This is a genomic window from Brevibacillus sp. SAFN-007a, from assembly GCF_051967035.1.
GTDB lineage: Bacteria > Bacillota > Bacilli > Brevibacillales > Brevibacillaceae > Brevibacillus.
This window is the reverse complement of sequence record NZ_JBQCKK010000008.1, coordinates 59,033-84,891: the sequence shown is the minus strand read 5'-3', so window position 1 is coordinate 84,891 and position 25,859 is coordinate 59,033. Positions and strand designations below refer to the sequence as shown.

25 protein-coding genes and 1 riboswitch are annotated in these 25,859 nt (G+C 54.5%); of the genes, 6 read left to right on the top strand and 19 right to left on the bottom strand.

What is annotated here, in order from left to right; all coding sequences use genetic code 11:
- Nucleotides 1-18: 18 nt before the first annotated feature.
- The 5 genes from ACTHO6_RS11450 to ACTHO6_RS11430 all read right to left on the bottom strand — a co-directional run bounded on the left by ACTHO6_RS11450 (nt 19) and on the right by ACTHO6_RS11430 (nt 6,733).
- Nucleotides 19-1,893, bottom strand: a complete 1,875-nt coding sequence (locus ACTHO6_RS11450; RefSeq protein ID WP_440241679.1) for an IucA/IucC family protein — start codon at nt 1,891-1,893, stop codon at nt 19-21.
- Nucleotides 1,894-1,917: 24 nt separating this feature from the next.
- Nucleotides 1,918-2,931, bottom strand: coding sequence for a 2,3-diaminopropionate biosynthesis protein SbnB (gene sbnB / locus ACTHO6_RS11445; protein WP_440241678.1), 1,014 nt, complete (start codon nt 2,929-2,931; stop codon nt 1,918-1,920).
- Between the two features lie 21 nt (nt 2,932-2,952).
- A complete protein-coding gene (gene sbnA, locus ACTHO6_RS11440) occupies nt 2,953-3,915 on the bottom strand; it encodes a 2,3-diaminopropionate biosynthesis protein SbnA (protein WP_440241677.1) in 963 nt (320 codons plus the stop codon).
- Between the two features lie 645 nt (nt 3,916-4,560).
- The gene (locus ACTHO6_RS11435) at nt 4,561-5,487 is read right to left on the bottom strand and encodes a CsxC family protein (protein WP_440241676.1); all 927 of its coding nucleotides are present in this window, start codon (nt 5,485-5,487) and stop codon (nt 4,561-4,563) included.
- Between the two features lie 223 nt (nt 5,488-5,710).
- Nucleotides 5,711-6,733, bottom strand: coding sequence for a hypothetical protein (locus ACTHO6_RS11430; RefSeq protein ID WP_440241675.1), 1,023 nt, complete (start codon nt 6,731-6,733; stop codon nt 5,711-5,713).
- Nucleotides 6,734-7,140: 407 nt separating this feature from the next.
- Between ACTHO6_RS11430 and ACTHO6_RS11425 the strand changes: the two genes are divergently transcribed.
- Both ACTHO6_RS11425 and ACTHO6_RS11420 read left to right on the top strand, forming a co-directional pair.
- A complete protein-coding gene (locus ACTHO6_RS11425) occupies nt 7,141-7,869 on the top strand; it encodes an EAL domain-containing protein (protein WP_440241674.1) in 729 nt (242 codons plus the stop codon).
- Between the two features lie 112 nt (nt 7,870-7,981).
- On the top strand, nt 7,982-8,410 hold the full coding sequence (locus tag ACTHO6_RS11420; protein WP_440241673.1) for a VOC family protein: 429 nt from the start codon (nt 7,982-7,984) through the stop codon (nt 8,408-8,410).
- Between the two features lie 133 nt (nt 8,411-8,543).
- On the opposite strand, the gene ACTHO6_RS11415 is transcribed toward ACTHO6_RS11420, so the two are convergent.
- Nucleotides 8,544-9,002, bottom strand: a complete 459-nt coding sequence (locus ACTHO6_RS11415) for a GreA/GreB family elongation factor (protein WP_440241672.1) — start codon at nt 9,000-9,002, stop codon at nt 8,544-8,546.
- Nucleotides 9,003-9,367: 365 nt separating this feature from the next.
- Here ACTHO6_RS11415 and ACTHO6_RS11410 point away from each other — a divergent pair, with 365 nt between their 5' ends.
- The gene (locus ACTHO6_RS11410) at nt 9,368-9,814 is read left to right on the top strand and encodes a hypothetical protein (RefSeq protein WP_440241671.1); all 447 of its coding nucleotides are present in this window, start codon (nt 9,368-9,370) and stop codon (nt 9,812-9,814) included.
- A gap of 367 nt (nt 9,815-10,181) precedes the next feature.
- On the opposite strand, the gene ACTHO6_RS11405 is transcribed toward ACTHO6_RS11410, so the two are convergent.
- Nucleotides 10,182-10,385: a cold-shock protein gene (locus ACTHO6_RS11405; RefSeq protein WP_440241670.1), complete on the bottom strand. Its 204-nt coding sequence runs from the start codon at nt 10,383-10,385 to the stop codon at nt 10,182-10,184.
- Nucleotides 10,386-10,803: 418 nt separating this feature from the next.
- On the opposite strand from ACTHO6_RS11405, the gene ACTHO6_RS11400 reads away from it, so the two are divergent.
- Nucleotides 10,804-11,157 (top strand): rhodanese-like domain-containing protein, encoded by a 354-nt coding sequence (locus ACTHO6_RS11400; RefSeq protein WP_440241669.1) that lies wholly within the window; start codon nt 10,804-10,806, stop codon nt 11,155-11,157.
- A gap of 75 nt (nt 11,158-11,232) precedes the next feature.
- Nucleotides 11,233-11,385: riboswitch (cyclic di-AMP (ydaO/yuaA leader) on the top strand.
- A 7-nt stretch (nt 11,386-11,392) separates the two neighbouring features.
- Nucleotides 11,393-12,127: a CAP domain-containing protein gene (locus ACTHO6_RS11395; RefSeq protein ID WP_440241668.1), complete on the top strand. Its 735-nt coding sequence runs from the start codon at nt 11,393-11,395 to the stop codon at nt 12,125-12,127.
- Between the two features lie 65 nt (nt 12,128-12,192).
- Here the strand turns inward: ACTHO6_RS11395 and ACTHO6_RS11390 are convergent, their stop codons facing one another.
- The 3 genes from ACTHO6_RS11390 to def all read right to left on the bottom strand — a co-directional run bounded on the left by ACTHO6_RS11390 (nt 12,193) and on the right by def (nt 14,054).
- Nucleotides 12,193-12,351 (bottom strand): hypothetical protein, encoded by a 159-nt coding sequence (locus tag ACTHO6_RS11390; protein WP_440241667.1) that lies wholly within the window; start codon nt 12,349-12,351, stop codon nt 12,193-12,195.
- A gap of 130 nt (nt 12,352-12,481) precedes the next feature.
- Nucleotides 12,482-13,492 carry a homoserine dehydrogenase gene (locus ACTHO6_RS11385; RefSeq protein WP_440241666.1) on the bottom strand — a complete coding sequence of 337 codons (1,011 nt, stop codon included), beginning with the start codon at nt 13,490-13,492 and terminating at the stop codon, nt 12,482-12,484.
- A gap of 31 nt (nt 13,493-13,523) precedes the next feature.
- Complete coding sequence (gene def, locus ACTHO6_RS11380) at nt 13,524-14,054, bottom strand: peptide deformylase (protein WP_440241665.1); 531 nt, start codon at nt 14,052-14,054, stop codon at nt 13,524-13,526.
- A gap of 176 nt (nt 14,055-14,230) precedes the next feature.
- Between def and ACTHO6_RS11375 the strand changes: the two genes are divergently transcribed.
- Complete coding sequence (locus tag ACTHO6_RS11375) at nt 14,231-15,538, top strand: aminotransferase class I/II-fold pyridoxal phosphate-dependent enzyme (RefSeq protein WP_440241664.1); 1,308 nt, start codon at nt 14,231-14,233, stop codon at nt 15,536-15,538.
- A gap of 161 nt (nt 15,539-15,699) precedes the next feature.
- On the opposite strand, the gene ACTHO6_RS11370 is transcribed toward ACTHO6_RS11375, so the two are convergent.
- The 9 genes from ACTHO6_RS11370 to ACTHO6_RS11330 all read right to left on the bottom strand — a co-directional run bounded on the left by ACTHO6_RS11370 (nt 15,700) and on the right by ACTHO6_RS11330 (nt 25,767).
- A complete protein-coding gene (locus tag ACTHO6_RS11370; protein WP_440241663.1) occupies nt 15,700-16,881 on the bottom strand; it encodes an acyltransferase in 1,182 nt (393 codons plus the stop codon).
- A gap of 177 nt (nt 16,882-17,058) precedes the next feature.
- Entirely contained in the window at nt 17,059-18,219 is a 1,161-nt protein-coding gene (locus ACTHO6_RS11365) for a Ger(x)C family spore germination protein (RefSeq protein ID WP_440241662.1), read from the bottom strand.
- On the bottom strand, nt 18,216-18,980 hold the full coding sequence (locus ACTHO6_RS11360) for a YqjF family protein (RefSeq protein WP_440241661.1): 765 nt from the start codon (nt 18,978-18,980) through the stop codon (nt 18,216-18,218). The genes ACTHO6_RS11365 and ACTHO6_RS11360 overlap by 4 nt, the downstream gene beginning before the upstream one ends.
- A 67-nt stretch (nt 18,981-19,047) precedes the next feature.
- Entirely contained in the window at nt 19,048-20,460 is a 1,413-nt protein-coding gene (locus ACTHO6_RS11355; protein ID WP_440241660.1) for an FMN-binding glutamate synthase family protein, read from the bottom strand.
- A gap of 68 nt (nt 20,461-20,528) precedes the next feature.
- Nucleotides 20,529-21,716: a Ger(x)C family spore germination protein gene (locus tag ACTHO6_RS11350; protein WP_440241659.1), complete on the bottom strand. Its 1,188-nt coding sequence runs from the start codon at nt 21,714-21,716 to the stop codon at nt 20,529-20,531.
- A complete protein-coding gene (locus tag ACTHO6_RS11345) occupies nt 21,713-22,819 on the bottom strand; it encodes a GerAB/ArcD/ProY family transporter (RefSeq protein ID WP_440241658.1) in 1,107 nt (368 codons plus the stop codon). Before ACTHO6_RS11345 ends, ACTHO6_RS11350 begins: the two co-directional genes overlap by 4 nt.
- A gap of 6 nt (nt 22,820-22,825) precedes the next feature.
- On the bottom strand, nt 22,826-23,983 hold the full coding sequence (locus ACTHO6_RS11340; protein ID WP_440241657.1) for a GerAB/ArcD/ProY family transporter: 1,158 nt from the start codon (nt 23,981-23,983) through the stop codon (nt 22,826-22,828).
- A 6-nt stretch (nt 23,984-23,989) separates the two neighbouring features.
- Complete coding sequence (locus tag ACTHO6_RS11335; RefSeq protein WP_440241656.1) at nt 23,990-24,208, bottom strand: hypothetical protein; 219 nt, start codon at nt 24,206-24,208, stop codon at nt 23,990-23,992.
- Nucleotides 24,205-25,767 carry a spore germination protein gene (locus ACTHO6_RS11330; protein ID WP_440241655.1) on the bottom strand — a complete coding sequence of 521 codons (1,563 nt, stop codon included), beginning with the start codon at nt 25,765-25,767 and terminating at the stop codon, nt 24,205-24,207. The genes ACTHO6_RS11335 and ACTHO6_RS11330 overlap by 4 nt, the downstream gene beginning before the upstream one ends.
- Nucleotides 25,768-25,859 lie beyond the last annotated feature (92 nt).

The window sequence follows — 25,859 nt, the reverse complement described above, 5'->3', positions numbered from 1 at the left end:
CGGGCAAAGGAAACCGCGCTACTCATCGTCTGCTTCGAGCTGCCTCAACGGATTGCTTGTGCTGCCTACTCCGGCAGGCATGCTCCCTCCGCCAGAATCGGTTCGCTTCAAAAGCGGCGTCAACAGAAGACGGATCGGCCACGTTTCGGCCTCCAGCATTTGTGCTCTCCAGACGCCTTTCACTGGCTCTGGCAAGCCTGCTTCTTGCAGCGATTCGCGCACGACTGCGCGGATTACGCGCCAGAAGTCGGCTTCCTCGATGCCATATGTGGTCATCAGCGCATCGACAATGGCATACAGGTTGACCTGCACCCCGAGTGTTTGGAAATAGGAGAGCAGTTGTTCCGGCGTCTCATTCATCAGACTGTTCGGCGTTCCCGGCTTGATCCGGTACGCAGGCTCCTGCAAGCCTTCTGCCGCAAGCCACGGCAGATGCAGCCGGATCGTGTCATGGTCGCGCAGCAAAAGACCTGATGTCCGCTGATCGCGCACGATCAGGATGACGTTTTGCCCGTGAATTTCCGGCATGATTCCGTAGCGGAACAAGCGCAGCGACGTGTCGATCAGCATGTGGCCAATTTCTCGGAACAGTTGCAGAACCTCTGCCACTCCCGCATTTTCGCCGAAGCGCGCCCGCAGCCATGCGGCAAACACCGGGTTTTTCCCCTGCGGATCGACGACAGCCAGGGCAGACATCGGGATCAACTGCACGGCATCGTCATGAAGCAGCTCTGTAGGGTATTCCCGAATCAGGCACGCCAAATGTCCGGGCTTATCCGCAAACGGATCGGCCGCCGCGTCCGAGTACCCCCACCAGTTCGTTTCGTCGCACAGACGTAGCCGTTTTTTCAGCTCGGCGTCTTTTTCCATGACGCTTTCCAGCAATTGCTGCCCCTTGGCTCCGTTGTACAAATAGCGCGGAGGCAACAGGCGCAGCGCCCCCAGGGAATAGATGCCGATCGGCACCTTGACGTGATAGCGTTCGCGGCCGGCAGGGATCATCGCCCGCACGGAAGAGGTCGGGCGAAACGCGCCCAATCCCCGAACGACCGGCACGCAGATGCGCTGTTCCAGTTCTTCGCGGTAAAAAGCGGGCAGGACGTGGTCCATTTGCCAAGGGTGAACCGGCATCAGCACATAGCGCTGTTCGTCGATTCCGGCTTCTCGTGCCGCCTGGTGCAAGCTCGCTTTTTCTCTGTCGTCCAACACAAAGTCTGCAATCGCTCGGTCTGTACTTGCCTGGATGTAGTCGCGGCGAACCGCGAGCCAATCCAGCCCGAACACCTTCCCGTACTCCGCGCTGTATGTTTGGTAATCCTCGTCGCTCCAGCCTCTTTTCGCCCGCGACGTCGGATGGAAGGGCCGATCCCGCATGGCGGAGAAGCGCTCCGCTTGCAAGAGAGCCGAGTCGCCGTGGCTGGAATCGCGGTGTTCCAGACTGGCCATAGACAGCGCCGTATGCCGGATGGAATCTCTCAATTCATTTTGAAAGTCTTGCAAATTGGGCAAGCTTGCCGCACGCTCAGCCGCGGGAAGCGAATCGGCGAACAGCTGCATGAACGAGATCGGGTCCAGCTCCTGTACGCGATTTTCCCGTTGATCGACCAATACGACAGGCAGCCTGCTTATTTTGTACGGCTGGATAAACGATGCGGCTTTGACGCGAACGACCAGACTGCGCTGTGGGTCGAGCGGCAGACGCAAATATTGTTCGTTTTCCGTAAGCGCGCTGCATTCATGCGCGGACGGACCCGGCCAGGTTCGCTCGATTCGTGCCCGATCGAGCAAACCGGCCAGATTTTCCTGCAACAGCGCATTGATCAGGTCGCAAAAAACGAGTTGCTCGGCTTTTTGCAAAAGCAGCTGCTCTTTTTCCTGCAAATCCGTTTGCATCGCTAGCTTCTCTCCTCTCGCTCCTTACAGAGGCAGTCGGGTACCTACGTTTTCTGCAACCGCTTTTTGGTAGATTTCATAGGCGCTTGCGATATCCTCGACAGCCATCCCCATTGGATTCAAGAGAATAATCTCCTCGTCGGATTCACGGCCCGGTTTTTTCCCAAGCACAATTTCTCCCAGCTCGGCATGCAGCTGTTCGCGGGAAAACGATCCTTCCAGAACGAGCTGGTTAATCACTTTTTTCTCCCGGTTTGACTGATCCCAGTCATCGACTACGACTTTATCTGCCTGGAGGAAGACCTCTTTATGTACATCCATGATCGAGATGTTGCTGACAAACGCTCCTTTTTGCAGCCATTCAAATGGGATGTACGGCTTGTCGACCACCGTGCACGTGATGATGACTTCCCCTGCGCGCACCGCCTGCTCGGCGCTTGTCGCAATCACGACTTCCACGGATGGAGCTTTCTCGCGCAATTGGCCAGCCAATCGGCGAGCCGAGTCGCTGTTCAGGTCAAACAGATAGATCGTCGAAATTTGCGGGAATTGCTCCAGCATGGAGCGAAGCTGTGTGCTGGCAATGACGCCGCATCCCATGCACGCCACGGTTTGGAAATCTTTTTTGGCGAGATAGCGCGTTCCGATCACCGTCACGGCAGCAGTACGCATTGCGCTAATCAGGCTTGTTTCCATAACGGCAATCGGATAGTTGCTGACCGGGTCATTCAGGATGATTAATCCGCTGGCCCGTTCCAGTCCCCGTTTGCTCGGGTTGTCGTGCTTGCTGCCGATCCATTTGAGTCCGGAGACAGGCGCTTCGCCACCGACATACGCCGGCATGGCGATAATCCGGTCTGCAATATGACCGTTGGCTTCATTGACACGCAAGTACGGCTTCAGGGGCTGGACAAAATCGCCCTTCGCATGCAGTTCCAACGCTCGTGCTACGGCGGTCACGTACAGATCGGAGGAATCTCCTCCCAATTTTGCAATATCGGACTTGGACAAATACAGGATGGATGGTTGGCTGGACATCGTATGTGTTCGCTCCTTTTTTTATACCGTTACAGCTGGTTTTTTGAGTGTTTCTACCCACGTTTCGTCATACACACTGTCGAGATAACGTTCGCCTCTATCTGGCAAAATCGTCACGACGCGCGAACCGGCCGGAAGCGTGGAGATGATTTTTTGAATCGCCGTGATGACGGAACCGGACGAGCCTCCCGCAAAAATTCCTTCAGCGGCGAGCAGCTCCTGGCAACCTCGCACGGATTCTCGGTCATCGACAAAAATGACGTCGTCGATTTCTTCCCGCTTGAACAGCTCGGGTACGCGGCTGGAACCGATGCCGGGCAGTTCGCGCGGCGCTGGAGGCGCTCCGAAAATGACCGAACCGACGGCATCCACGGCGATTACCTTCAAATGAGGATTCGCTTCCCGCAGTCTGCGCGCAGTTCCGAGGATGCTTCCCGTCGTACTCACGGCCATGACCAGATAGTCGACCTTGCCGTTGGTCTGTTCCACGATTTCGCTTGCGGTACCGTGGTAGTACGCCTTCCAGTTGTTTTCATTCGCATATTGGTTAATCCAGTAGGCATTCGGTATCGTTGCCACCAGTTCTTTGACACGTTTGATCCGCGTTTTTAAATAACCGCCCTGATCGTCAGGCTCCTGCACCATCTCAATGTTGGCGCCGAGCTGCTTGATGATCGTCAGGTTCGTCTTTGTGATTTTCGGGTCGACGACGCATGTGAACGCAAGTCCGTAAACCCGCGCGATCATCGAGATGGCAATTCCGAGATTTCCGGAAGTGCTCTCAATTAAATGTGTGCCTTTATGAATCGTGCCGTCTCGCAATCCTTGCTCGATAATGTAGCGAGCCGGGCGATCCTTCATGCTTCCGCCGGGATTCATCAGCTCCAGCTTGGCAAAAACTTCAACCTCGTGCTGCGCGAACAGACGGCTCAGCTTAACCAGGGGGGTGTTCCCCACGCACGAAACGATAGAATCAGAAGCCATGCTTCTTCCCCCAGTTCCTTCCAGGTTCGATGGAATCATTACAAGCACCTTCTCCTTTTGATGTCGTCACGCAATCATCATTTTCACTATATGAATGTTGCAAATACATAATATTTGATAATGATTCTTATTGTCAATTAGGAAAGTGGTAATTTTTTCTTCAACCATTCGACACACATTTCTTCCAGAAGATCCTTGCCGGGACTGTTCGAAAAATCCTTTGTTTCGCCTGTTTTCAGGACACCCCCCCTGATTCATCTCCTTCCAAAGACCCAGTTACATGTTGGAAAATGAGGAAAAAAGTTGCCCGAAGCGCTAGGCCCCCTTGAAAAAAATGTATGAGGATCGTCACCGATTTATTTGATTCGTAAAATAAATTCACTTCTACTGGACTACCGTCACCCTCTGCTAGCTTTGGCCTGGATGAAAGCACCTCCCCCAGCCAAGCGAAAAACGCCGCTCTCCAGAAAAGCCGCGGGTGTAGGCGGAAGCTCTTCGGTGTGGTCCTCTCGATGCCCACTCCTTTTTGTATGTAAAGGGTGGCCCTTGCATTCCTCTTGTTTTTTGTTTCGAACCTTGCCACCACAAAAAGAAAGAGGCAATCTCGCAATCGCCTCTTCCTTTTTGTGATTTTCCTGGCTACCGTTACTTGCACGAATAAGGCGGTTTTGGCGGAGGTGTCGTCCCTGGCAGCGGCACTTGCTGATCTTGCAAGACTTTCAGCCCCAGCTTCAGGACGATTTTCTCGCGCACATGTGAAAAGGAATGCTCGGCGCAATGCCCTTTTCCCTTCTCTTGCCCGATGTCCAGCTCGGTAAATTCCGAGTACACCAGCTCACAGTGCGGCTTTTCGTTGTACACCTGCCGATTGCCGAACAGCCCCATGTTCAGCTGCGCACCTGTTCCCGCTTTGTTGGCGAGTTCGCCGGACGAAGAGAAATCAGGGGTAAGCTGCAGGGACGGTCCGCTGGCCGGAAAGGTAATGTCTGCGCAAAAATCGAAGGGCACCAGCGCAGAGATGTGGCGAATGTCTCCGCAAACCGCGCTTCCGGAAACATGATCGGCCGTAGCGTACTCGATATTTTTGCGGATGAAGCCGCTCCCGAACAGTTTTGCCACGTACGGATTGAATGTCGGAACGAGCTCGCACTGTTCTAGAATGACACTTTTCCACGTACGAATGATTTCCAGCGCCGGCTTTTCCAGTTGGATATCTGCTTCCACACAAACTACGACAGAAATTTCCGCCAGCGTCACGGGCACCTTGATCGTCTTCGGAAAGACGGTGGCTTCCGTGCTGGAGCCGAACACGCGTACATGTTCCACGCCGCAGGATGAGGAGACAGGCTTGCCGTGGCCGTGCTCCTTGTCAGGCTTGTGCTTGTGTTCATGCTCGCATTTGCATTCATGCTTATGCTTGTGTTCATGCTCGTGTTTGTCTTTGGGCTTATGTGGGTGCTTATGCTTGTCTTTGTCCTTGTCCTTATCTTTGTCTTTGTGCTCGTGCTTGTCGTCATCGCAAACATATTCGACTTTGAACTTGCTTTCTTTGGGATCGTTGTGTTTTCCCATGCTGTTGATCGCCTCCTTTTCCGTGCGTCATCTTACCATTCATTGTATGGCCTGGCCTTCGCAAAGGACTTGGCTGTTGTCGAGTGTGATTTACCCATTTTTTGCTTATATTTACCTAAGTAACTATCTAGCGCGGCTGGATACCCGCCTTGGACAGGCCAACTGTGCATCCGACTCCATCGTATCGTTGCATGGACGGGCATGCCATTGCCAAACGAATCCCTCACCCATCGCCCAAGCCGCGCAACGGAACCAGCTGCTTGCGAAACCACCAGATTCGCCCGCTTACGATCACCACTCCGCTGTAATCCTGTGCGCTCACACCGTGCTGCCTGAACGGCTCGGACATCAGGCTCACTTTCCAGTCTCCGGTCTCGATCCATTTTTCCTGCAAGGACAAGGCGCTGTCGAAATGCCTGCTCGCATTCGTGTTTTCATCGGCAACAGGGGGGCGCAAGACAGTAGAGGTAAAAGGAAGGCGCAGCGTCTCATGCGCGACTTTCCCCCCCTCTCCCGTCGTTCCGTAGCCGGTCAACTCAAATTCGCCACGGACCCAGACTACGCGTCCGTTGTTCTCATGCCGCGCCTCCTGTACATCCATCGCGATTTGCGGGTGAATCTCCAGCCACTCCTGCTTCCAGCATGCCTGGATCGCGTGTACCCAGTTCACTTCCCACACCTCTTCCAGCACCGATACTTGCACATAGGAACGATCTGTCTGTTCTGTGTACGCAACATCGGCAAACACCACCTGGTTGTTTCCGGCGTTCGTCTGCTGCCTGAGCGCTGGCTGCTTTTGCGCAGATTCAGCGGCAGGGGGATTCGCAGCCAAGGAAGCCAAGCCAGAGTCAACCTTGATCGCGGCAGATTCATGCTCGGTCAGGTCGCTCCATTCGCTTTGCTCGTTTGTCGTTGCAGAGGGGAAAGCAGGCGTCCGCAGGCGTTTCGGCTTCGACCATGACGATTGGCTCCAGAGCGACTTGTTCCCGGGCAGCTTTTTGACAACCGTCTTCCCTCCCCTTCGCTCTTGCCTGGCCTGGTCACGGACGAGAGGGCCTTTGCCCTTTGCCATCCTGCTTCCTCTCGGTCGCAGCGGCGGATGCTTGTCAGCCGTTCGCTCCTTCTTCGCCACTTGCTTTACGCGCAAAATTTTGGGCTGGGGGCTTTTGGGGGCACGCTGCAATTGCAGGTGGTTTAAAAAAGGCAGCTTATTCGTCGATGCTCGTTTCGGATGGGGGACAGCCATTTGCAACCTCCTCTCTTTCGTTGTTGCCAACGTCACCTCTTCGCTCTATATTCATACGCCCTACCGTGCCCTTTGGGTATAGTCGTCTGTCCTTGTTTGGCAGCTCTCGATGGGGGAGCCTGGCTTTCGTTCTTCGCAGGCATCCGTCATGGCGGCCATGCAACGCTTTCGCCGGAAAACGCTGCTGGTTCCCCCTACTCCGGGCGACGATCAAGAAAACTTGTATATAGGCAAAAATTTTTTCTCTGGTAAACTTAATTGCCAAATTCTTTATCGTGTTGTAGAATTAGCTCAACTCAACCTTTCATGAACGAAACAATCTTCTTTGGAGAAAAATCATTTTTTCGTAGCTCCTTTTGACGAGGGGGCCTGTTTGCATACTCCTAATCAGGAGGGAATCCCTTTTCATGACCGACTCCATCCAGCCAACGGCGCATTATTCCGTTTTTCAACCACTCGTCGAGCTGACGAACGGAAAATGCTTCGGATACGAAGCTCTGCTACGCTGCTCTTCGGGTGCTTCGCCTGAGCGGCTTTTTCAGACGGCCCGCCAAAGCGGCTACCTGTACGATTTGGACACGATCGCGATGCGCGGAGCTGTTTCCTCCTATTTTGCCGATGCGTCTAAAACGCAGCACACGCCCTATTTGTTTCTCAACGTGTTTCCTTCTACCTTGCTGCACCCGGGCTTCTGCGCGTTCCTGGCGGATATGGCGGACGCGCATCCCGCCTGCTACCAGCGAATCGTGTTGGAAATCAACGAGGCGACAGAGGAAGAGAAGATGTGGGATATTCGGCTTCTCGGGCAAAAAATTCGCGACCTTCGTGCGTACGGCTATTTGATCGCGCTCGATGATGTCGGCTCGGGTGCGGCGTCTTTGCGAAAGATCGTAGATTACGAGCCGGACATTGTGAAGCTGGACCGCTACTTTGGCAATCAGTTGGCGCTCAGTCCGAGCAAGCAGAAGATCGTCTCCCTGTTCGTCGATTTCTGCCTGGGCCACTCCCATCTGGTACTGGAAGGATTGGAGGAACCCGACGATCTGGCGGTCGCGACCGCATTGGGCGTTCCCATCGGCCAAGGATTTTTGCTCGGTCGGCCAAGCTCGCTGAACCAGGCGGTTTATTCGCGGTGAGCATGAGGAGTTGGACGTGGGCTGTTCCGGGGGAACGCCTCATGTATATTTGCTTGAAAATGCTTCCATCCTAGAATGGAATGGGAAAGCACACCTACAAGGAGGAAAACAGATGCCTGTCCACGCCTACCTCACCTTCGACGGAAATTGTCGGGAAGCCGTCCAATTTTACGCCCAGGTCTTCCAAACGGAAGCACCGCAAATCATGACCTATGGCGATGCCCCGCAAGACCCGAATTATCCGCTGCCGGAAGAAGCCAAACAGCTCGTCATGCACACGCGGCTTCTCATCTGTGGCAGCCCTGTGATGTTTTCCGACTCGTTCCCAGGGATGCCGTATGCGGCGGGAACGAATTTCAGCTTGGCGGTCGTCACCAACAATCTCGACGTGCTGAGAAGCAGCTTCGAGAAATTAAAAGACGGCGGAACGGTTCGCATGGAGCTGCAAGAGACGTTCTGGAGCAAAGCCTACGGCAGCATCGTCGACAAGTTCGGCATTGAGTGGCAGTTCAATTACGAAGACGGGCAAGCTTCGCTGTAGACAGCTGTAGACAGAGGATCGGATCATCCTCTGTCTTTCTTTTTGGCGTTTTCGCTCGCGTCTTCCGCATCCAGCCAGCCGGAAAAAGAAAAGGCGCTAACCGAACCGTTAGCGCCTTTCTCTTCCGCTTTGTCTACTGGACTGAAAAACCGCCCATATATGTAAAGCTTATCTCCCGCACCAGCACCTGCTGCCTGCCAACCGGACTCTCCAGAACAATACGATTGTGCGGAGCGGTCAGCAACAGCTGTCTGCCGATGGGCGACAAGAATGAAATTCTGTTGTGATCCGGATCACTATCGGTAGGAAACACCACCGTGAATGATTCCTCAAAGCCATCCTCTTCAAATAACACCCTCACGCTGCTGCCAAGCAAAGCCACTGCCTTCAGCGATTCATACAGCGCGCTGTCGTCTTTGGCGAGCAGTTGTTCCAGCGTCTGTTTGTAGCGCTGGATGCAATCGTCAACCATTTGTTTCTCTCTGCCGTAATCCCGGACATACTGATCGAAAAAAAGCGAATATTGCTCATCGAAAAAGACAAGCTGGTGAATCAGATGCTTTCTCGTGCCTTGCAAAATACTAGGGTTCATAATAGATGTCACCCCCCAGTTGCTTTTCATAGACGAGTTTGATGCAGGCCCATCGTTTCATCGAACAAAACCTCCTTAGAAAAATAGCCCCCGAAGGGACTCTCTCTATTGTAGCAGGAATGACAAAATGATTCCATTCCAGGTAGCATGTGGCTGTCGCTGGCAACGACAGGGAGATGACGTTTGCGAGCCTGCCGCACCGCATCGTCTCGTTGTTTTCATCTGGAAGCTTCCCTTCTCCCTCCATCGCTTTCTATCAGAAATGGTTACTCGTCCCCTTACGTTCGCCGTTCCATCAGGAGACAAGACCTCATATTGTAGTATTGTCCCACTAGTTAAAACAACAAGAAATGGAGTGATGAGGGATGTCTGAAATGGAGTTTGAAAGCACCAGCGACCGAGGGGGTGGAAGACCAAGACCAAGACGAACACTCGCACAAACAACTGGCATTCTGCAAAACAACCTGAACACAGCGCTTACCGCCCACATCGATTTGGTCAACCTCAACAACGAGCCAGTCGAGGTGCGCGTGCAGGTTCTGGACTGGGGCACAGCGGTCACGCAAACCAATCCGGTAGGTTCGCTGCTCGACGTCACACAAACCCTGGCAGCAAACACACGGGTTGCGCTGAATGCGACTGTCGCTGCCACCAACCACTACGAAGTGCGCCTGACTGTAGGCCGCAACGGCAACCGTGAAAACGTACTTTTGACCACGTATGGCCGTACTTCGATCGGTGGCGGTCAAGTCAACGGTCTGTCTGTGCTGCCTAGCCAACTGCTCACGGTAGAAGTCGATGGCTGCCTGTAATTCGCGCTCTCCCGTGTAAAAAGAACTATGGCTTTCTCCCATAGTTCTTTTTTCTTGGCTTGATTCATGCCTGACACGATGTGGGACCCGAAACAGCTGAATCGTTTCAAAAACGGGCAAAAAAAAAGACGCCGGAAAGAAAACATTTCCGACGTCTACCGCGTGTCGCCGAGCGGCCCATGCCGTCGTCAACAACCGTTCCATACGCACACAACGCTTGCTTCATCCGAACCGAGATACAGACCAGCATACAGGATGTCATCCGGTCCCAGGCGGGCCAAAGCGCCGCAAGAGAACAATCCGTGTATGGAGTGGCGAAAAAAAAACTGCCCGCTGACGGACAGTTTTTTCTTCAGGTCAAGGAGACTTACACTTTTTCTACGTTCTCCGCTTGAGGGCCGCGGTTGCCTGTCACGATGTTGAACCCAACGCGTTGGCCTTCTTCCAAAGTTTTGAAGCCGTCACCTTGGATAGCGCTGTAATGTACGAATACATCGTCTCCGCCTTCTACTTGAATGAAGCCGTACCCTTTTTCTGCGTTAAACCATTTTACCGTTCCGTTTGCTTGCATGAGAAAACCTCCAAAAGTTAATTTTTGAATATGCTAGTCATATTTACCGAAGCAAATAAAGCTCACATATCATGAAGAAATACCCCACAGCGAGACTTGCGATACGCCTTCATGATACGTGAATTCGATCTACTTCGATAACATGAAAGTGTTACAGGACGGAACTGCCATGTTAAAGCCTTTTGAAAACCGAAAACGACGAAAGCCCTTCCTCTCTTCCATCCTTGCGGCTCCGATGACCGCGCCAGTGTGAATCGGGAATTCAAAAACATTATCCATCAGCATGCACCTCGAAGAATTAGGCTCCAGTATTCAAGTAGCATTTTCATTTTACCATAACCCACTCGTAAAAATCAACCATTCTTTCCTACCCTGCGTAAGAAGGCATCTGTTACAATAAACGCGGGAGGGATTGCGAATGCAAACAGACACATGGACGAAACAGGAGGTCATCGAGCTGTGGAAAAAACGCACTCCTGTACTCATTCTTGACGTCCGCGACGAGGCAAAATTCCAGGCGGGCACTCTCACAAGCGAATTCGCTGCAATCAAAAACGTTCCGTATGTACGTATGCGCGAACAAGACAAGCCCGTTCCGGAAGAAATCGAATCCATCGCACGAAAGGCCCAGATTATCACGATTTGTACAACGGGCAACAAAGCGAAAAAAGCGGCTGCTCTGCTGCGTGCGCATGGATATGAAGCAAAGGCGCTGCGCGGGGGATTGACGGCATGGAACCAGCCGGAAGAAGAGAACGATTCAGCCCGATAACCCCGGCGTTTTTCGCGGTTTGGCAGATATTGCCCCTTTCTTTTCGGGGAAAGGGTCTGCTATTCTAGGTCATGCCAAACCAATAAGCCGAAACTTCCTTGTTGGAAGTGCGGGGGATTTTTTTGTGGATCCAGCATCCGCTCAGGGGTGAATCGCTCGCAGGAGCGTAGGGTTGTTTCCTCAATCCGAATCCGACAACTAACCTCGTAGGCCAAAAAAAGGAGACGATGTGAGCATGAAACGTTTTGGAGTTCCTACCATCGCGATGACTCTCGGATTGGGCTTGGCTTTGACCGGTTTTGCCCCATCCGCTTCTGCCTCGGCAAATTGCCCGGTACCGACCGGAACACCATACAAAATGTATGTTCAATGGATCCCTTCTGTGGTTCAGCTTCCTTTTGCGCCAAACGTTCTGCAACCACAACCCATTGTTCCTGTGTATCCTGCACCTGTGCAAGAACAGCCAATACAAAAGCCTGCGCAACCTGTGCAGAAACAGCCGACGCAAAAGCCTGCGCAACCAGCGCCGCAAGCACCGGCAAAGCCTGCTCAGAACGTTGCCAAGCCGACCGCTCCGGCGAAGCAGGCCGATCAAGCACAGGCTGTCGCCTTCGCCAAGCAGGTCGCTGATCTGGTGAATCAGGAACGCGCCAAAGCAGGACTTGCCCCTGTCACGATGGATGCCGCCCTGTCCAACGTCGCTCTGGCGAAAGCCGTGGACATGTCGAGCAACAACTATTTTGACCACACCAGCCCGACGTACGGTTCTCCGTTTGACATGATGAAGCAATTCGGCATTACCTACATGACAGCCGGCGAAAACATCGCCATGGGGCAGCGCAGTCCGCAAGAAGTGATGACCCAGTGGATGAACAGCGAAGGCCACCGCAAAAACATCTTGAATCCAGCCTTCACCAAAATTGGCGTCGGCTACGCCAACGGTTACTGGGTTCAGGAATTTACGGGATAATCGACTTTTTTACACGAAAGCCGGGTTCTCTTTGGACAAAGAGGCCCGGCTTTTTTCGTGTGGAGCTATCCTTGCTCCGTCGTTGCCGCGTTTTTCGCTTCGGGGGTGCAGCCGCAACCTTTCTGCTCGTCAAACAGAGCGACTTCTTTCTGGTTCATCTTCTGCTTGGTTGGATAGGCAGAAACTTGCTGCAGTTCGGCATTGATATCAGACGATTGATTCATCCGTATGGCCCCCTCGCTGCTATTTGATTCGTGGTGCCTACCTAGTATGTGCGAAAAGAGTGCCGATTCATTCCTGCCGAACGCTGGAAGCCGCGCATGACAGCGCCCCTCCAACGCCTGGGGGAAAAGCTTATCCGCTTAGCAAATGTTCGAGATCTTTCAGCGCTGCCGCAGCCGCTGCTACCGGATCCGACTTCCCTCCTACCACCATCAACTCGCCCATGACGTCTGTCTCCACGCGGATGGCTTTTGTCGTTTTGCTGACACCAGCAAAAGGGTGTGTCGCTTCGACGGCAACAAGCTCGACGGCTGCCTCTACCCCGGCTCGTGTCCGTCTGATCGTGCCGATCAGCTTTGGCATCCGACCAGCGCGTTTCCACTCCGCCATTTGTGCCGGGGACAAGTCGCGGATGCTTGCCCGCGGGATATCGGATAGCTTGATCTTTGCGCCGAACACGGCGTTGGCCAAAATGGCGATTTTCGCTGCCGTGTCCCAGCCATCGATGTCGTAGGCGGGATCCGGTTCGGCGATGCCCATTTGCTGCGCCCGGCGAATCGCTTCCTCGCTCGTTATTCCTTCCTCCATGACGCTGGTCAACACAAAGTTGGCCGTTCCCGTAAATATGCCTTCGACCTGCTTGATTTCACAGCCCGCCAGATTGTAGGCGAACAGGTCGATCGTCGGCAAGGCGGCCGCTGTTGCTCCGCTGATCTTCAACTGTACGCCCTTTGCTTTGGCCAGGGCTGACAAGCCTGCGTAGTCGACGACGAGCGCGCCTTTCGACACGGCAATCGCATGCATGCCACTGGCAAGCGCCTGACGGAGATAGCGTAACCCCGGCCCTCCTGTCTGAACATCAGACGGCCCCGCCTCCATCAGTACATCCGCTTCCACGGTCGACAGCCACTCCGTTGCGTCCCACCCCGGACGATCTGGCTGTCTGCGCTGGGCAAACGCTTCCAACTGCTCTCTTGGCAGACCCTCAGGATCGTAGAGCGCACAGGTCGATCGGGCGGCCCCGACCAGCCGGACGTCTGCCTGGTACAGTTGACGGTATCTGTCCCGGCGTTGTTCGAGGAGCCGCGCAATCTCCCTGCCTACGGTTCCGAATCCTGTCAGTACGATGTTCCAACGCTTCATGTCGTCATTCTCCTTATGGCTGTCGGACGCTCTATGCTTGGCGGTACGTGTCTCTTCTGTATGCCAGAATGGCATTGGCTTGTTTGGGCTTGAGCGGCTTTCCTGTTTTGGCAGAGTACAGCGCTTCGACATGGTCGATGAACAGAATGCCTTCGAGGTGGTCCATTTCATGCTGCACGCAGCGTGCGAGAAAATCTTCCGCTTCCAGCTCGAACGGCTGGCCCTTGCGATTGTACGCCTTCACTTTTACATAGCGCGAGCGGCTGACAATCCCTACTACGCCGGGAATGGACAGGCAAGCCTCCGGGCCCACCTGCACGCCGCTCGTCTCCACGATTTCGGGGTTCATCAGCTCAATCAGACCTTTGCCGCCGTCCAGGACAATCAATTGCAGCGGGATGCCGATCTGTATGGCCGACAATCCGGCCCGTCCCTTCTTCGCGTAAAGCGTATGCCGCATGTCTTCCGCAATCGTTTCCGTATGAGGAGTCATGAATGAAATTCGCCTTGACTTTTCGCGCAACATCGGATCACCCAGCCGTACGATCGTCCGTTCTGCCATCGTCATCCCTCCTGCTCCTCTATGTGCTATCACCGTAGCAAAGGTTTTCCTTGTTTGTCAAAGGAATCTGTGCAAAAATCTGAAAAATCCCCGCCTGCTAGATGACAAATGCATGCAGATGCGCTATCTTTATTGATGATGAGTACCAGATGTTCCAAAGGAAGAAGGAGGCTACCATGCATTCACTGGCATCACAGCTGAATGACACGATTCAGCGGGAAAATCCACACGTTTTTGACATGCTGTCCCAGATCGGCAAGCTGATTTACTTTCCAAAAGAGGGCATCCTGAGCCAATCCGCTGAAGCGAAAGCCAAAGCGAAAAAATACAATGCCACCATCGGCATCGCGCTGGAAAACGGACAACCCATGCATTTGAAGGTGATTCAGGATCATCTGTCAGCCTACCAGCCAAAGGATTTGTATGAGTACGCTCCTCCTGCCGGAAAGCCTGAGCTGCGCGCGGCGTGGCGGCAAAAAATGATCGAGGAACAACCTGCTCTGGCAAACTGTTCCTTCAGCAACCCGATCGTCACCAACGCTTTGACGCACGGGCTCAGCATCGTGGCCGACCTGTTCGCGGACAACGGCGACAGCGTGGTGATCCCGGATAAAAACTGGGAAAACTACGAGCTGACCTTCTCCATTCGCCGTGGCGCCGAAATGGTCTACTATCCATTGTATAATGATGAGATGAAATTTAATGCCACCGGATTGCGCGATGCAATCCTGGCGCAAAAAGATAAAGGGAAAGCGATCGTCGTCCTGAACTTCCCGAACAACCCGACAGGCTATACACCGGGCGCTGAAGAAGGCCGTCAAATCGTCGCCGCTCTCAAGGAAGGCGCAGAAGCCGGCATCAACATCGTAGCGGTGACAGACGACGCGTACTTCGGGTTGTTCTTCGAGGACTCCATGCACGAGTCGCTGTTCCCCAGCCTCTGCAACGTGCATCCGCGCATTCTCCCCGTGAAGGTAGACGGGGCGACCAAGGAAGAGTACGTCTGGGGCTTCCGCGTAGGTTTCATCACGTATGCCGCTCCTTCCAGCGACCTTTTGAGCGCATTGGAGCAAAAAACGTTGGGCATCATCCGCGCGACCATCTCCAGCGGAGCGCACCCGTCGCAAACCTTCGTCCTGCACGCCCTTACCTCTCCGGAGTTCAAGGCCCAGAAGCAGGAGAAATACGCCATCATGAAAGGGCGCGCCAACCGTGTCAAACAACTGCTCGACAGCGGAAAATACGACGACGCGTGGAGCTACTATCCATTCAACTCCGGCTACTTCATGTGCCTGAAGCTGAAAACGGTCGATGCGGAGACACTCCGCCAGCACCTCTTGGAGCAATACGGCGTAGGTACGATTGCTCTCGGCCAAACCGATCTGCGCATCGCTTTTTCGTGCATCGAGGAAGACAACATCGACGACTTGTTCGATTTGATCTACAGCGGTGTCAAAGATTTGGAGAAAGCCTTGACCCAATAACAATCTCCTTGGATAGCAAAAAGCGTTTTGGCTACAGTGCCAAAACGCTTTTTTGATGCGTCGCTTTTTGCAAAGCGCCCATTTTTCCGACGCGACTCGGGGCTGTCTTTTCACCCACCAGCTTCCTGCCTGTGGACGGCCAAAACGCTTGCGTTGTCGCGCTACCCGGCGTTTTGCAGCTTTTGGGGTACAGGCTCGCTCGCCCGCTTTTGCTTTTTCTCGGCCGCCCCCACGAAAAGGGCGCCAAAAGGCAGTTTGCCCAACCCGTACGACAGCAAAAACGAGCCGATGGCGCAAACGGCAAAAACGACAAGGCTGCCGATGATCCCGGTGTGAAACAGCCCGATGCCGCGCAGCCCCTTCATTACGTAGGTCAGGATCAGGGCGTGCATCAAATACGCGCCGTACGAATATTTCCCGACAAGCCCCAGCCAGTGCACCCAAGCCGCTTGCTTTTTCCCGATCCAGAGCGCCAGGCCGTAGACGATCAAGAGCGAAGCGACCGTGTACCAAAACATGGACGGCTTCAAGGACGTCGCTACATTCAGATTGATGGTGCCGCTGCCGGAGTCGCGAAACAGCTCGTAGCCAATCCAGACGTACAGCAGACAGCATGCTCCCAGGATCAGCGGCCAGCGCTTGCGGAGACTGTCCCGGAAAGCCGGAAGGGCCACGGCAGCCACGCCGCCGAGCAAAAAGTAGCCAAAATAGTAGAAGCTGTTGCGATCGCGATACTTGATAAAAAACGTCTCCAGCCAACCTCCGTCAAAGTCGCCCGGGTGCGCCGGAATATAGCGGGCGGAAAACCACATCAAGCTTGCATACACGCAAGCGACAACCGCACCGACCGCGAAAAACCGGAGGCGACCAGCCGCCAGGCGTTGCAACCATCGAAATACCTTTTGCCACAGCGGATAGAGCAAATAAAACTGGAAGATCATCGCGACAAACCACAAGTGATAGGACGCCGTTCCCGTCACGAGCTTTTTGAAAAGCAGCCAGAAAAACGCGCCGCCCGCTTCAGGCAGCTTCGTCTGCACCACCGTCAGGTAGATCGCCGACCAGATCGCGTACGGAACCACAATTTCCGTGATCCGCTTGCGCAGGAAAGCAAGATAGTTGACTTTTTCGTAATAGTTGTAAAACAAGACCAGTCCGGTAATAAACACGAACGCCGGAACGGCGAATTTTAGCAGATGAAACAACATTCCGTATACGATAGCAGCTTGCTCGCTCAAGCCTTTCTCTCTGATAAAGACGCCGATCACATGCTGATAGACGACTGCGAGAAAAGCAAAGGCGCGAATGAGATCGAGTTCTGCTATTCGTTCTTTTCGTCCCATAGAACCTACCAGATCCTCTCTGTTTCCTTGACCACATGTCATTCTCTTATCTTACCGATCCGCTCCGCTGCGGGCAACCCCTCCTGCCAAAAAAAACCAGGCTGATGCCGGCAAGTTGCGGCATCAGCCTGGTTTCTTTTCTGTCGGTTACCCCATGAGCGGTTGGATGTCCTCTCCTCATGGCTTCACCTCAGAGGGGGGAAGTCCGGCAGGAACAGCAATGAGGCCGGGCCGTCTGATCGAAGCATTCACTTTCATTTCCACTTCGATTTCGGAAAATACCTGGTTCCAGTTCGCTCGCACAGCCGCAAATTCTTTCGGGTAGGCGCGATGAAACTGCCGGGCGAAATTCACGATATCCACCTGAAGCTCTTCTTGCAATTCTTTCAGCGCAAACCGCACCCTCGCTTCGATATCCTCGCGCATGCTTTCTTCCGCTATGGCGATCTGATGGGGCTGGTTCAGATTGAGGCTGGTGCCGTTTTGGACGATGTCTCCCTCCGCGTCGATTTTCACGAGCATCTTCCATTTTCCGTTTTCGATCTTAGGCACCAGTGTGGTCTTTTCCCGAATCGGGCTTAACGACACGAATCCCTGCTCCTGCTTGAGCTTGATCGTCAGCGTCGGGTTAGCGATGTCATCCCGCAGCCACAGAACCCCTTTCGTCGCCCGGTCGGACAAGGTAGCAATCATCTTGCCCCCCCGAAAGACGGCCGCGCCAGACACATACGGGTTCGTCTGTTGGGGACGTTGTTTCTTCGGAGGTTTCATCCTGTCAATCATCGGCAAAGCAGCCGCATCTGTGTGTGCGGCAAACATTTTTTGCAAATCCAGCACCGTGACTGCCATTCCGATATCCATGTCTGACAGCTTGCGGACCACTTCCGCGGAATAGCGTTCGAGCGGCGGCATCATCTCCAGAATCTCGCGGGCCGTCCCCTTGCTCACATACATATAGGCCCGGTTGCGCGGCTCGGGTTGGCGGGCGTAATAGTCGACGTACTCTTTCAAGCCGTGCCGGGCAAGCTCCTCCCCGTAAATATACACCTTGCAATGTCCCCAGAATACTTTTCGGGGGACTTTCAACTGGACTTTTGACATCGCATCGGCAATATTGACGCCTTTGGCCGTGCGGATCAGCGTCATCGCTTCCCTGGTTTCGTTCCCCTCGCTGAGCGAACGCGGAATGAATACTTGAATGGACAGCTCGATACCGTCAGGCGATGACCAGTCGATCGCCGCAGCAGTCACGAGCGCGATATCGTTGATCTCGACACGGTCCCAGCACCCGCCCAGCAAGCCCGCGCACAGGCTTAGAAGAAAAGCGAGCCGCTTCATCGGCCTTTTTCCCCTTCGAACAGCAAGAGTCTCTCCAGCGGCCAGATGAAGCTCTCTACCCCGCGAGCGTACACCAGCAGATCAGGCTTCTCGCTTATGGACAGCGAAAGCGGTGTCAGCATGGAGTTTTCGCGGATATCCGCCTCCGCCCTTTGCAGCATCCACGGCTCGTGGTAGACGTTGGCAGAATACAGTCCGCTAGTTTGCTTGCACTGGCAAAAAAACGTATAGCGCTCCGTCAGCCAGTGTTCCAGGGTCCCTTGGCGGGCGAGGGCAGGTTCGGACACAGGCCGGTAACTGCCGCGAAACGCAGCCGCCTCCGCCCCTGCCGACCGTCGCTCCGACTGAAAATCAATGCGGTCAGCGTTGGCGCGAAAATCCATCCTCGTATGATAATAGGGCAGTCGGTACCAGGACTCGGCTATTTTCGTCACAAGCAAATGGGAGGTATCCAACGACAAAAAGTAGACGCCTGGTTGAGAGCCTGCCCGCACATAGGTGCGCACATTGATTTCGGGGAAGGTCGTGACGTACGGGACCGGAAACAGGCGGCGGAGACGGACTCCGGTGAGCAGAAACGGAATGACGCTGATCCAGGCACGCCCCTCATACGTATCCAGTTCCAGACCTGCCGGAATCAGACCGCGTACGGCCTCGGGCGAAACGGCCCAGTGGGCGAACAGCAAATGCTCCCAGGTCTGTGTCATCTTCCAGCCCTTCTGTTGTCGCTTTTCCCTGATCGGGATGATTCCCTGGTTCATTCGAGTCCCTCCCCAACGTCGCCAGCTATCGTCATGTTTTTTTGCGAAAAACGTCTGGACGTTCCGATCACTTTTCCGCAGAAGCATGGAACGCAAGCGGTACTTTCGTCACTTTGCTCGTCAGCTCATCGAGCGCCACGAGGTCGTCTGCTGTCACCTCGCGCAAAGAAGTTTTTCCCAAGGCAAGAATGGCAATTTCCATTTCGTCTACAAACGAGAGGAAAAAATTCGTCAGGTTCTTGCTAGCCTTCTCGCCGTCGAATTTGTCTTTCAGCTTCCCTGGGTAATTCGTCAGTTCCGTCGGAGGCTCCCACGGAATGGACTTTGTCACCTGATCGTGGGTCATTGCCCACAGCATGGCCGTCCCCATAAAAATGCCATCCGCTCCCAATGCAAGTGCCTTCAGACACTCGCCGGGAGTCGTATAGCCGCCGCCGGACAAAAGCGTAATCCGGTCCTTGACCCCTCTCTCCCTCAAGTAATGGACGGCGCGGCACAGGGCGTAAATCGTCGGCAAGCCGAAGTCATCCTCCAAAATGGGCGGTCCGCCCTTCGTCCCTGCCTGTCCCCCGTCGATGCTGATGAAATCAACGCCGGCCTGGATCGCGATTTCCAAATCCTGCTCCAATATGGCGCTGGCACAGATTTTCACGCCAATCGGAATCCCGTCGGTCATCGTGCGAAGCTTGTCGACCAGCTTGCGCAAGTCTTCCGGGCTGTTGACCTCGGGCTGACGCGAAGGAATGACGACCATTTCCTCGCCCTCTACCCCCATCAGCTTGCTGGCCTTGCCCGCAATGTATTCAGCCGGGATAAAGCTGGCCGCTGCCGCCGTGGCGCCCTGTCCGAAATGAATTTCAATGGCATCTGCCTGGCGCAGCGTCTCCGGTTCCTTGGACCACGTTCCGGAATTGTATTGAATGATGAGATGCTTGGCGTATTTTCGCTCCTCCGGCAACAGCGGACCTTCTCCGGTATTGCTCAAGGTGCCCGCAGCCGCCGATCCTTTTGCAATCGCGATCTTGACACTTTCGCTAATGCCAATCCCGAAGCCCATTGCCCCGGGCATAATGGGGATATCAAGACGCAACGGCCGTTTTGCCTGCGGACCAATCGTGATCTTCATGTCTACCTCGGCATCCTCGTTCGTCGGCAGCACGGCCAGCTGGGCGGGGGAAAAGATCAGACCGTCGAAGTTGAGAAATTTGCGGGGGCTGCCAAACGGCCGTTCAATCGCTTGCCCGGTCGTTGCCCGCAAGCTGTTTTCCACCACATAGCGCGGACTGACCTTGGTTAAAGCCGACACCATCTCGAAAATATTTTCCGGATAGCGGTCCGACATCAAGCGTTTCATAAACCGCCCGAGCAGCCACTGTACCGCGGGACGAAACGCGAAAAACGCCAGCAGCGCAAACAGCGTGCCTGCAACAAGCGTTCCCACAAAGGAGCCTATTAAAAAATCCATCCATCTCCCGTTCATTTCATCCGCCTCCTGCGAGCTTGCGGTTCGCCGCCTTTTGGGCGCTTGCTACCGCAGCTTGTCGTACGCTATTCCTTTGGATCGGGGCTTGTCGGATGTCCTGCCGACTCCGAGATCAGTCCGGGCCGGCGGACAGCGACGTGAATCTTCGTGCTCACTTGTACCTGCGGGTAGAGGCTGTCCCAGTTCGCCTTGACGGCATCCCACTTTTGCGGGTACTTCCGGTGAAAAGCGGCGGCAAAGTTGCTCACATCCGCATGCAACTCCTTTTGCAGCGAAAACAACGCCAACTCGATCCGCGCCCGGATTTCGTTTTCGACCGCCTTCTCCACAAGCGCGATGCTCTCTGGTTCCATCATGTTCAACAGTGTGCCGTTTTCGACGATGTCTCCCTCCGTATCAATGCGGACCAGGATGGACCACTTCCCGTTCGCGATCGTCGGAATCAGCTTCGTTGTAGCCCGAATCGGTACGACAGATACCATTCCTTGTCCCTGCGCGATACGGACGCTGACGGAGGCGCGCGTCATCTCGTTTCGCAACCAGAGCAAGCCTCTTGTTGCTTTTGTCGTCAGCGTGCCGATCATTTTATCCCTTTGGAAGATGGCGGTTCCCATCAAGAGCGAGTTTTCCTGGATTTGCTTTTGCTCCTCCAGCTCGCTTCCTTGTTGAATATACGGAAGAGCGACCGCCTGCGCTTCTCCATTGAGCATGTTCCGAAAATCGACCAAAGTCACGGCCATGCCGATGTGCAGGCTCGCGTATTCCCGCAGCGTCTCCGCTGTGGAGCGCTCCAGCAGGCTTTCGATTCCGAGAATCTGTGCGGCTGTTCCCCGGGATATGTACAGATAGGCGCGGTTGCGCGGCTCGGGATGGCGGACGAGAAAGTCGATATGATCGGCAATCCCTTCCTTTGCTGCCTCTTCTCCAAACAAGTAAATTTTGCAATGTCCCCAGAACACTTTACGGGGAAGCTTGGCCTGGACTTTGGACATCGCGTCGGCAAGATTGACCCCTTTTCCACTCAGAACCGTCGTCAGATCGCGATCCGCGCTCCCTGTCGGCCCACCCACCCCGCCTCCCCCGACTGCTCTTGGGATAAATACCTGGATGCTCAACATAATCTCGCCCGCTTCCGCCTTGTCGATAGCCGCCGCCGTAATAATCGCCAGGTCGTTGATCTCCGTCCGATCCCAGCAGCCACCGAGCAGCACGGAGCAAGCGCAAACCATCAACAACCTTCCCCACGTCCTCACCCTGACTCTGCCTCCTCTGTCTTGCTGCGCTTCCCGCGCACGATGGCCCAGACCAACAGCCCTGCCGGAATGAAGCAAAAGAACAGCGACTGCAAGACCGGAATCGTGATCGCTGTCACTTCTCCCATCTGAGGGAAGCTCGGAATTCCCCAAAAGCTGAATAGCACAATCAAAATCCCGATCGGCAAAATAAGCGGCTGGTACGAAGACAGCCTCAGCCATTGGGCGGTGCCGAGCACCGTGGCGTAGTAAAACACCGAGACCTTGACGAAGGCGCCAATGACCCAAATCGCCATGACGGCAGATTCCATATTCTCAAAAAAACCGGCAACGTTCACATACCTGGCCGTATCCATGATCGGAAACAAGATGTTGCCGAGCACGTCCCCCATTAAAAACAACGTGACCACATTCACAATCGTCATCGTCAGCATCGCTCCGGCCACAACCAAAAGGGCGGACTTGGCGCCTTGGCTGCGGTTAGACAGAAACGGCAGCAGGTAGGAAATCAAAAACACTTCGCTGAACCAGCCTAGCGGCGTTACCGCTCCTTTGACGGACGGCAGCAGCCCGTTGTCCAGGACGGGAAAAAGGTTGCCAGGGTCCAAGGCGGGAAAAACAAGGCCGATCATGATGAGCAGCGGGAAAATGAACACCGGGAAAAATACTTGCGCTGTCCGTCCCAGCACCTCGATCCCCCCTTTTACCGCCAACGAGCAGACGACGATCAGGGCAGACGAGATCAGGCTCAGCGGGGTTTCCTGCAAGAAATAGGCGATAAAATCCGCATACTCCCGCACAATGATGCCGTTTACTTGCAGCAAAAAGAACAAATACAGGAAGCCCAGGACCGCAGCCGGAGCTTTTCCGGTGATTTCGCGCGCATGCTCGATGATCGACATGCCGGGGAAGCGCTTGTTGAGCTGGACCGCGATCCATACGCTGAAAAAACCGATGAGAGAAGCCCAGAGCGGAGTGAGCCACAAGTCGTTTTGCGCGCGCTGTGCCATGATGCTTGGGCCGCCGAGCATCGCCGTAGACACGACGACTGGATACGTCATCATCCCCATTTGCAAGGCTGATATTTTTCCCGTTTCGAGCATGGTTCCTCATCCTTCTTGCTTTTCGGAATGGACACTGCCGGACGCCGCCTGCGCTGTCGGAGCTTCGCTTTGCCTTTTGCCTTTTTGGCGCACGAGAGCGATCGCTAATAATAGCAGCGGGCAAATCGTCTGCATGAGCGGTCCGTAAAACGGAAACGCGACAATGTCGAAGCGGCCTGACTCGTATAGATTGGGCAGTGACCAGAAGCTGAGTGCTACAATGAGCATCCCGATCGGAAATACCAACGGGCGATAATCCGCCAGCTCCAGCCACTGACTCGTTCCCAGCACAATCGCGTAGTAAAACACGCTGATTTTGACGAACATCCCCAATATCCAGACGGTCATGACCACCGAGTCCAGATTTTCAAAGAATTCCGCGATGCTGATGTAACGAAAGGCTACCATGACTGGGTACAGGTAATCCGCAGCCTGTTTCCCGAAGACGAGCAGGATAAAAAAATTGATACAAGTCAGCACCAGGGCGATCCCGAGGATGAGGAGCATACCTGCGCGCAGACCTTTGTGCCGGTCGGTCACATACGGGAGCAAAAACGCCATCAGGAACGCTTCGCTGAAGTAGCCTTGGGGAATCAGCGCCCCTTTCATCGACGGCAGCAAGCCGTGCTCAAACATAGGGAACAGAAACTCGATATGCATGTCCCGAAGCAAAAACGGCATCAGGACCAACGGGAACAGGAAGAGAAAGAAGAAGCACTGCGCGGTCCTGCCAATCACCTCCACCCCTGCCTTTACGGCGTACGCGCACACGGCGATCATCGTCACCGTCACTACGCTGATCGGCGTTTGCGGCAAAAAGTTCCCGATGATGAACTCGGCATATCCTCGGGCGATCAGGCCGGTGATGTGAAGGTAAAAAAACAGGAGCAGCAGGCCGAACAGTTTTCCCGGAACCTTGCCGAGGATGTCCGTGCTGTACTGAATAATCGTCTTGTTCGGATACAGCCTGTTCAGCGAAAAGGCGATGTACACCGTAAGAAATCCGACCAGCGAAGCCCAGAGAGGCGACAGCCACAAGTCGTTTTGCGCGTATTTGCCGGAATAGCTCGGAACCGCGGTCACAGCCGAGGCAACGATCGCCAAGAAAACCATTTTACCCATCTGATCGGAAGAGATTTTTCCCTGTTCTAGCAAACGCCCCACCCTTTTTTACTCCAAATATTGACCCAGCGGCTTGAAAATCGCATTGATGAAAGTGGTGGGTCCCGGCAGGTTCCGCAAATCCATCAAGGACAGGACCCAGCCCACAACAAGCAGGATGACGAAAGCCGCCTTGTCCCGCCTCGGCAAGCGCGCCAGTCGCGGCCATTCGATCGCGAACAACATACAAGCGAATGCGCTCATTGCGACAATCTGGGCCCATCTCAAGCAGGATCTCCCCCTTTTTCCGGGCCTGGCTTTTGGTCAGGCCCCTCTCTTCTTTTTTGATAATCGCCAGTCAAGTGAGGTCGTGTGTCCATCATCCACCACGGCGCGCGAATCAAGGTGTCTTTCCATTCCGAGAACTTCATCGGCGCGGCTGGCGTCAAATAAGGAACCCCCAGAGACCGGATCGTACTCAAGTGAATGACCGTTACGATAATCCCGAGCATAATCCCCAAAAGCCCGAGCGAGCCTGCCAAAAACATCATCGGAAAGCGCAGGAGGCGAATGGCGATACCCGCGATGTAGTGCGGGATCATAAACGAAGCAATCCCGGTAATGGCGACCACAATGACCATCGGCGCCGAAACAAGCCCTGCCTGTACAGCGGCCTGCCCGATCACCAGCGCGCCCACGATGCTGACTGCTGCGCCTACCTGCTTGGGCAATCGGACGCCAGCCTCCCGCAGCGCTTCAAACGTAACCTCCATCAAGAGCGCTTCGACCAGGGCCGGAAAAGGCACAGGCTCGCGGGATGCCGCCATGCTGATTAACAGAGAGGTCGGCACCATTTCGTGGTGATACGTAATTAGGGCAACGTACAGCGAAGGCAACAAAAACGAAATAATCGTGAACAGATAGCGAAGCCAACGAATCGTGGTACTCGCCATGGACCGTTGGTAATAGTCCTCGCTGGATTGCAGCAGGGAGAACAGCGTCGTCGGCGCACTCATGACAAACGGCGTGCCGTCCACAAGGATCGCGATTCGCCCTTCCAGCAAGTTGCCGCACGTGACATCCGGACGCTCGGTCGTCAAAATTTGCGGAAAAGGCGAAGCGGGGTGGTCTTCGATCAGCTCCTCGATATATCCGCTCTCCAATACGCCATCAATGTCGATCCGGTTCAGCCTCGTTTTGACTTCTGTGACCAGATCCCCGTCCACGATTCCGTCTATATAGGCAATCGCGACTGGTGTCTTCGTGTACCCGCCGATCTGCATTTGCTCCATCTTCAAGGCCGGTGTCTTGATTAGTCGTCGAAGCAGCGCCTTGTTGACCTGAAGCGATTCTGTGAATCCCTCGCGCGGCCCCCGAACGACTCCTTCGGCCACCGGCTCTTCGATTTGCCTTTTTTCCCATCTCGCCAAGCCAAAAGACAGCGCATGGTCCTGCTGATCGATCAACAGGATCGGGCAACCGTTTGCCACCGATTCCAGGCAGTCTTCAAAGGTAGCAAGCTCATGGGATTTCGAGACCGCCACCACATTGTCCAGCAGCTTGGGGATCGCCGAATCCTTCGGCAGCTTCGTCCGCATCAGCACGGACAAGACGGTGCGCTCCAGCTCCTCATGGTTCGTCAAACCTTCCAGGTAGATCGCAAGTGCCCGGATCGATCCGCCGATGCGAAACGGACGAAAAATCACATCGGAGCAATTGGCATAAAGCTTCCGCAACTCCTGTTCGTTATGAGCCAGCTGTTTGGATAAAGGCGTATGGGAAGGGACTGCCTGCTGCTGGACCTTTTGTTTGTGTGATCTCCACCACTTTCGCGCGTTGCGGCTCACACCTCCACCCCCTGATTCCAAGCCGTCACGCTTCACCCCGGCTGAGGCAAGCTGTGAAATGAGTTAGGGAAATTGTGCCCCATTCATGGCAC

Coding starts and splice junctions, on each gene's coding strand:
- ACTHO6_RS11450 (WP_440241679.1), bottom strand. CDS start 1,893: ATGCAAACGGATTTGCAGGAAAAAGAGCAGCTGCTTTTGCAAAAAGCC.
- sbnB (WP_440241678.1), bottom strand. CDS start 2,931: ATGTCCAGCCAACCATCCATCCTGTATTTGTCCAAGTCCGATATTGCA.
- sbnA (WP_440241677.1), bottom strand. CDS start 3,915: ATGGCTTCTGATTCTATCGTTTCGTGCGTGGGGAACACCCCCCTGGTT.
- ACTHO6_RS11435 (WP_440241676.1), bottom strand. CDS start 5,487: ATGGGAAAACACAACGATCCCAAAGAAAGCAAGTTCAAAGTCGAATAT.
- ACTHO6_RS11430 (WP_440241675.1), bottom strand. CDS start 6,733: ATGGCTGTCCCCCATCCGAAACGAGCATCGACGAATAAGCTGCCTTTT.
- ACTHO6_RS11425 (WP_440241674.1), top strand. CDS start 7,141: ATGACCGACTCCATCCAGCCAACGGCGCATTATTCCGTTTTTCAACCA.
- ACTHO6_RS11420 (WP_440241673.1), top strand. CDS start 7,982: ATGCCTGTCCACGCCTACCTCACCTTCGACGGAAATTGTCGGGAAGCC.
- ACTHO6_RS11415 (WP_440241672.1), bottom strand. CDS start 9,002: ATGAACCCTAGTATTTTGCAAGGCACGAGAAAGCATCTGATTCACCAG.
- ACTHO6_RS11410 (WP_440241671.1), top strand. CDS start 9,368: ATGTCTGAAATGGAGTTTGAAAGCACCAGCGACCGAGGGGGTGGAAGA.
- ACTHO6_RS11405 (WP_440241670.1), bottom strand. CDS start 10,385: ATGCAAGCAAACGGAACGGTAAAATGGTTTAACGCAGAAAAAGGGTAC.
- ACTHO6_RS11400 (WP_440241669.1), top strand. CDS start 10,804: ATGCAAACAGACACATGGACGAAACAGGAGGTCATCGAGCTGTGGAAA.
- ACTHO6_RS11395 (WP_440241668.1), top strand. CDS start 11,393: ATGAAACGTTTTGGAGTTCCTACCATCGCGATGACTCTCGGATTGGGC.
- ACTHO6_RS11390 (WP_440241667.1), bottom strand. CDS start 12,351: ATGAATCAATCGTCTGATATCAATGCCGAACTGCAGCAAGTTTCTGCC.
- ACTHO6_RS11385 (WP_440241666.1), bottom strand. CDS start 13,492: ATGAAGCGTTGGAACATCGTACTGACAGGATTCGGAACCGTAGGCAGG.
- def (WP_440241665.1), bottom strand. CDS start 14,054: ATGGCAGAACGGACGATCGTACGGCTGGGTGATCCGATGTTGCGCGAA.
- ACTHO6_RS11375 (WP_440241664.1), top strand. CDS start 14,231: ATGCATTCACTGGCATCACAGCTGAATGACACGATTCAGCGGGAAAAT.
- ACTHO6_RS11370 (WP_440241663.1), bottom strand. CDS start 16,881: ATGGGACGAAAAGAACGAATAGCAGAACTCGATCTCATTCGCGCCTTT.
- ACTHO6_RS11365 (WP_440241662.1), bottom strand. CDS start 18,219: ATGAAGCGGCTCGCTTTTCTTCTAAGCCTGTGCGCGGGCTTGCTGGGC.
- ACTHO6_RS11360 (WP_440241661.1), bottom strand. CDS start 18,980: ATGAACCAGGGAATCATCCCGATCAGGGAAAAGCGACAACAGAAGGGC.
- ACTHO6_RS11355 (WP_440241660.1), bottom strand. CDS start 20,460: ATGAACGGGAGATGGATGGATTTTTTAATAGGCTCCTTTGTGGGAACG.
- ACTHO6_RS11345 (WP_440241658.1), bottom strand. CDS start 22,819: ATGCTCGAAACGGGAAAAATATCAGCCTTGCAAATGGGGATGATGACG.